This window comes from Halalkalibacter sp. HAAS-P013, from assembly GCF_056619925.1.
The window spans coordinates 23,403-30,018 of sequence record NZ_JBWQTU010000028.1 but is presented as its reverse complement, the minus strand read 5'-3'; the positions used below and the strand labels follow the sequence as shown (position 1 = coordinate 30,018).

6 protein-coding genes and 1 riboswitch are annotated in these 6,616 nt (G+C 37.9%); of the genes, 4 read left to right on the top strand and 2 right to left on the bottom strand.

The features are described 5' to 3' along the window. Positions 1-119 precede the first annotated feature (119 nt). The 3 genes from AC1FXP_RS22205 (at position 120) to AC1FXP_RS22195 (ending at position 2,851) form a co-directional block, all read left to right on the top strand. A complete protein-coding gene (locus tag AC1FXP_RS22205) occupies positions 120-368 on the top strand; it encodes a competence protein ComK (RefSeq protein ID WP_480064112.1) in 249 nt (82 codons plus the stop codon). A gap of 116 nt (positions 369-484) precedes the next feature. Then, positions 485-573: riboswitch (cyclic di-GMP riboswitch) on the top strand. Between the two features lie 38 nt (positions 574-611). Next, on the top strand, positions 612-746 hold the full coding sequence (locus AC1FXP_RS22200) for a hypothetical protein (protein WP_480064110.1): 135 nt from the start codon (positions 612-614) through the stop codon (positions 744-746). Positions 747-1,075: 329 nt separating this feature from the next. Further along, on the top strand, positions 1,076-2,851 hold the full coding sequence (locus AC1FXP_RS22195) for a sulfatase family protein (RefSeq protein WP_480064109.1): 1,776 nt from the start codon (positions 1,076-1,078) through the stop codon (positions 2,849-2,851). 147 nt (positions 2,852-2,998) lie between these two features. Here AC1FXP_RS22195 and AC1FXP_RS22190 read toward each other — a convergent pair whose 3' ends face one another. Further along, positions 2,999-4,747, bottom strand: coding sequence for an endo-1,4-beta-xylanase (locus AC1FXP_RS22190; protein WP_480064108.1), 1,749 nt, complete (start codon positions 4,745-4,747; stop codon positions 2,999-3,001). 582 nt (positions 4,748-5,329) lie between these two features. Next, entirely contained in the window at positions 5,330-5,452 is a 123-nt protein-coding gene (locus AC1FXP_RS22185) for a hypothetical protein (protein WP_480064107.1), read from the bottom strand. A 669-nt stretch (positions 5,453-6,121) separates the two neighbouring features. Between AC1FXP_RS22185 and sda the strand changes: the two genes are divergently transcribed. Then, on the top strand, positions 6,122-6,304 hold the full coding sequence (gene sda / locus AC1FXP_RS22180; protein WP_480064106.1) for a sporulation histidine kinase inhibitor Sda: 183 nt from the start codon (positions 6,122-6,124) through the stop codon (positions 6,302-6,304). Positions 6,305-6,616: the final 312 nt, after the last annotated feature.

Here is a 6,616-nt window from a genome sequence, read left to right as displayed (position 1 = left end):
TTGGGATTTGGACAGAACTACCAATCCTAATTATAAGGAGTTTTTTTGTGCCTTGAAACCATAAATTTCTACTTGAAACTACTTGACAAATTTTTAATAACTTTATGCAAAGCTAATGAATTATTTCCAATATATGTTGCTTTGTAAACTATAGGGCGTCCCAATTCCTTTTTGGGTTCTTCTTTCACCATATTAAATCCATTAAACGCCTTCCCAAAACTAAATCCCATTCAATCATTACATTCAAAAACTATAAAGAAATGACAGTAAATATTTCTTACCATTCTCTTAAAAATCAAATGCTAAAGACATCGTACTGTATTGTTCTTTTTACTTATCGCGAGAGTCAATCTGCTTTTTATTTGTAAGACTATCACCAACTACTGGAAGTTCCTCACGAAAAAACTATCGTAATTTTTCAGTATAAACATCCTATTTAAAAAAAATCATAAATATGCCATAAATAGAGTGCAGAAATAAAAATCGTACGAAAGGGCAAAATCACTGAAAGGTGATGACGCAAAACTATAGGGGCTAACGTTACTATTTTAACTATGCTAGCCAGTTGCCGAAACGGACCTCCGTACGGTTCATCATCTTTGGAGGTAGACATGAATAAGAAGAACATGCGAAAGAACTCACGAAAAGTTTATTGTGGATATTTAACAGCGAAGCAACGAAAAATTGTTAAGTGGTATGAACAGCAAAAAGAAAAGCAAAGAAACATGCAAGAGAGCAAAGCATGAAGGCGATTTGGCATGAACTCTGGGTGAAAATATATCTTTACTTGTATAATTCTTGTCGTGAGGACGATCAAGTGAAGAGAGGAAAGCTATTTAGAAAAGCATATGAGCACCAACAGAAGCTTTTAGATAAACAGGACTAAGGACAGGTCCGTCGTCCTGTGGATATCCCCAAAAAGGTGGATAACCCTCTGTATAAATAGAGGGTTATCCACCTTTTTTGTAGTGGGTCGAGGGACCTGTCCCCTTGACCCTTTTATAAAAACATCCAATCATATTGCCGCTCTCTCACATACGATACTATAACTTTAGTACTATAGGAGGGCGTTACATTGACCAAACATAAAAACTCGCCAGATCATTCAACGAAAAAAAAGAAAAGACCCAATTTCCTTGTTATCCTTGTTGATGAACAACGATTTCCAACCGTTTATGAAAACGAAGAGCTAAAAGAATGGCGCAAACAACACTTAAAGACACAGGAGCTTCTACGAGAAAACGGGATGACATTTTTAAATCATTATATTGGAAGTACAGCTTGCTCACCTAGTAGAACAACGCTTTACACAGGCCAGTATCCTTCCCTCCACGGGGTCACTCAGACAACAGGTGCAGCGAAAGGATCTTTTGATCCAGATGTATACTGGCTTGATCACAATACCGTCCCGACTTTAGGTGACTATTTTCGTTCTGCTGGTTATCGAACGTTTTGGAAAGGGAAATGGCATGCTTCTGATGAAGATCTGATCGTTCCAGGAAGTCATAATGCCATGCTGAGCTTTAACCCAACAACTGGAGTCCCTGATCCTGAAAAACAACAGCTTTATTCTAATGCTAATCGGCTCGATTCCTATGGTTTTGATGGCTGGATCGGCCCTGAACCACATGGATCAAATCCAAGAAATTCAGCTTCATCTGCGGCAATTGGATTAAGTGGCCGTGATGCCGTTTATTCTGAAGAGGTTGTTCGATTACTTAACTCCCTCGAAGACGAAGCTCATGCAAATAATCACGAGCCTTGGCTCATTGTTTCATCATTTGTCAATCCGCACGATATTACCCTATTTGGGCTATTCACACAATTACTACCAACATTTGATTTTTCTGTAGATCCTTCTGTTCCTGTTATCCCACCAGCTCCGACAGCAAATGAAAACTTACTAACTAAGCCACAAGCCCAAAGCAGTTACCGAGACGTTTATCAAAAGGCGTTACAGCCTACATTAGATACACCTTTTTACAGGCAGCTTTACTATTCACTTCATAAGCAGGTTGATAATGAAGTGTATAAAGTATTTACCGCTCTTAAGCAGTCTATTTTCTATGAAGATACCATTGTAGTATTCACGGCAGACCATGGTAGCCTCGTTGGGGCCCATGGAGGATTGTTTCAAAAATGGCATAATGCCTATGAGGAATCCATACATGTTCCACTCGTTATCCACAGTCCTAAATACTTTTCTAGCTGTAAAGAAACGGATATGCTTACAAGTCATGTCGACATAGTTCCCACGTTATTAGGACTTGCAGGCATTGATGTTCAAGAAGCCCAAGAGAAACTGAAAAAAGATCATTCAGAGGTCCATCCCCTAGTAGGTCGTGACCTAACTTCATTAATAAACGGAAATCAAAAAATTTTTCGAGAGGATGAGGCTCTTTACTTTATGACGGATGATGAATTTTCAAAAGGCTTAAATCAATTCACGCTAACCGGCCAACCATATGAAGCCGTGATTCAGCCTAATCATTTGGAAACGGTCATCGTCAAACTACCAACTGGTGATTCAAACTCGCAGGAAATTTGGAAATTCACTCGTTATTTCGATAATCCACAATTTTGGAGTAATCCTGGCGTGGAAGATGTTGAAACGACCCAGAATAAAGCCACTGAGGTTTCAGAGGGTCTCCAGGCTTCTCTTAGTATCACAACCACCAAAACCCAGCCAGTCCCAGATCAATTCGAGTTATATAATCTAACGAAAGATCCAATAGAAGAAATAAACCTTGCACACCCTACACACGAAACACCTGAATCAAAAGTGATTCAAAAGCTTTTAACAGGAATTCTTCAAGAACAACGTAGACAGAAAAGAATTACTCCTTCTTAGGGACAGGGGGGGGCAGGTTCCTGGGACAACGTACCTGTCCCTATGTCCCTATGTCCCTATGTCCCTATCTCCAAAAAAAACAGCATCCTGTGAAAGGGATGCTGTTTTTGATTATTAGCGGGACAATGTACCTGTCCCCATGTCCCACTATCTTCCCAAAAATAAAGACACAACTTTCGCACTTTGAGCACGAGTAGCTGTATTGCTTGGACGATACTCAGTTCCATCGTATCCTTGAATAAGTCCAAGCTCGTATGCCGCTGTAATAGCTAATTGTGCTTCTTCATTAAGTCTTACAATGTCCTTGAATGGTGCTGTACCAGTTGGAACATAAGCCTCACCTGTTTGTAACTCATATGCACGGTTTAGCATAATGGCCATTTGCGCACGCGTAATAGCTTGGTTAGGCTTAAATGAACCATCTCTGAATCCTTGCACTAACCCATGTTCATAAGCAGCTGCAATTTCCCCTTGAATTAACTCATTAATATTCTTAACATCGGTAAATGGAGCTTTCTCTTTTGCTTCTAACCCGAATGCACGAACTAAAATCGAAGAGAACTGAGCACGAGTTAATGTACGGTTTGGTGAGAACGTTGTATCTGTTGTTCCAACGACCAATTCTTTTTCAAAAAGATCTTTAACATATTCGAAATACCAATCATCCTCTGTCACATCACCAAAATTCATTTCTTTCGCTGGAGCTTCCTCATCCTCTTCAGCTTCTGGGCGTTCTAGACCCATCACCGCATAGTAAGCAGGCTTTACGTTATAGTTTGTATCGAAAACGAATGGAGCATCTTTTCCTTCGCCATCACCACTGTGCTCTTGTGCACGGTCATCAAGCCAAGTGTGGTTATCACCAATTCCCCAGAAAGTAACATTTGTAATGTTCAAGCTCTTATCTCTATACAATTCAAACAATTCTTCATAACGATCTGCTTGAACTTCAAGAATTTCAGCTGGAATTTCCTCTTCAGATTTGAACTCTCCACTTGGAGGCCAGCCATAAATACTTACGTCTAACTCTGTCACTTGGTTCTCTAAACCAAGATCTGCAAACATTTCAAAAGACTCTCTTGACTCATCAAGTGTCGGCCAGCCAAGTTGAATGTGAGACTGATGTCCAACACCGTCAATTGGAACACCATCTTCGATTAACTCTACTACTAAGTTATAATAATGTGTTCTTTTTGGCTCAATTTCCGTATTATAATCATTGATAAAAAGCACTGCATCTTCACCAGCATATTCTCTTGCTGCATGGAAAGCTGTTCTAATATATTCATCACCCGTAATTTGGTACCATACTGATTCACGAAGCCCTCTTTCGTTTGGTTCGCCATCGTCAATTACTTCGTTTACAACATCCCAATCGGTTACGACGTCTTTATAACGCTCTACAACCGTTTTAATATGTGTATCCAAACGCTCTAATAGTAGTTCTTTATTTGCTTCACGTTTTGCTTCATCTGTTTCGTCTACCATTGGGTTTCCATCTTCATCTAGAAAGAACCAATCAGGTACTTGATTGTGCCAAATAAGCGTATGGAAGCGAAGGTCGATATCATTTGCTCTAGCATAATCAGCAATTTTATCAGCACCTTCCCAATTCCACTCGCCTTCTTCAGGCTGTAATGAAACAGGCTTCATCGCATTTTCTGCAACGACACTGTTATAGTGGTGATCTAAAACTTCACCTGGTTCCCCTTCTACTTGAAAAGGTTCAACCGCTGCTCCAATTGGGAAATAATCCTCAAAATGCTCAGCCATAGACGGAACATCTAATGCATGAGGTCTCTCTTCCCCTTGAGCAGATACACTTCCTAGCCCCGTTGGCAACAATAAAGCTAAAGCTGCTGCTGTAATAAGAGGCTTGCGTAAAACTTTTAACATGACTCTCTCCTCCTTATTATGTAAAAAAATAGTTAAAAGCGCTTACAAACATCCTTATAATTATCGTTTCCTACCAATAAAAAACGATATTAAGAACCTTTTATCCTCTAATATAAAGTGTAAGCACTTTCAACAATGGTTTCATTCTACACTGAAAACTTAGTTTGTTCAATAGATGAACTAAATAATTTTAGGGACAGAGGGACAGGTCCATTGTCCCACAAAGAAATTACTGTGGATATCTACCTTAAAAATCAATAAATTCCGCAGAGCGTTGTGAATAACACAAAAAAGGTGGATAACCCTCTGTATAAAGAGGAAGTTATCCACCCACCTGACTATAATGAATTCACCTGTAAACGGACAAGAACTGAATATCTTTTCCCTATCCCTAAACCACCTATTAACGCTTCATTGAAACTTACAGTAGCTGTGGGACAACGTACCTGTCCCCATGTCCCTATCCCCATGTCCCTACCGAGTCTCTATAAATAACAAATAATACAAAATCTACATATTACAATCGGAAAAAATCCGAAATTGAAGGATTCATGTTATGGACTGGGAAAAGATAAGGAAAGATTACTTGAGGTTCTTAGAAGACTTAACATAATTTGAGTAAAGGATACGGTATTCAACATCCGTTAATTTGCGGTTAAGCTTTGACTCAAACTGTTTAACAACTTCAGCAAAAGTTAGCTTCATGGACAACACTCCTTTTTTCATAATTACATTATGAAAAAACCAATAGAATGTGTGGATTATTTCCTATAACGTAATAAAAAATACATATTTTGGTCTTTATTGTAATTCGTAGTTTACGACTGATAAATGCTCTAAACAAACTAATTAACCATGTAAATGAATCCCTTGTCTCATGATGTGAGGGATTTTTTAATTATAAAGTTAGTTAAGGACTTGTATTGTTTATGATTGTTTGGCGTAGCTATATAGAGAGAAACTTAACCGGCTTCCGCACTTCACTAAAAAGGGTGTTATGGCGTATCTGGAGAGATTTATTTGGGGTTATATTGAGGACTTTTGTTTTTCATTTTCAACCATCCATTTAATAAATGCAATTTCTTCATCTTTTAAATCTCGTTTTAATTTTTCCTCAAAAAATTTTACGAGTTTTTCGTATGTCATAAGTTAAAACTTCTTTTTTATGATCGTAGCATATTTCCATTTTTCGTCAATATTTTTTATCGAATAAATAGATAATCCATGTATTTTTTGTCGAAAAGTTAATTAAATTTTTTTACTAATTCGGTTTATTAATATGTATTAAATAGGTAAAATATGACGTATGACTAGTATGCCGGTTTAAGACAAAGACAATTATATGTAAGTAGATAGGTAAAAGGAGGGAAGCGTGTGTTAGATTTGTTAAGTGATGAGTCTCTATTAGAATCCTACTCCGAAGCCATTAAACAAAACTTAGATATAGAATTTATTTCAATCTTAAAAGAGGAGATCGAAGAAAGAGGTCTATCTGAAAAGATAATAAAAATACCAGCAGCTATTGATCGTCATCATTTTTCACTTATTATTGATTGATCTTGGGACAGAGGTGGGACAGAGGGACAGGTCCATTGTCCCACAAAGAATTTACTGTGGATATCTACCTTAAAAATCGATAAATTCCGTAGACCGTTGTGTATAACACAAAAAAGGTGGATAACCCTCTGTATAAAAGGAAGTTATCCACCGACCTAACTATAATAAATCCATATCCTCGAAACCAAGAACTGAATATCTCCCTAAACCATCTTTAACGCTTGACTGAAACTTACAAATGTAGCTGTATCAACAATGGCATAAATTAGTTACGGAAGCACTGAACCATCCTATTGCTATCAAAATGGTACA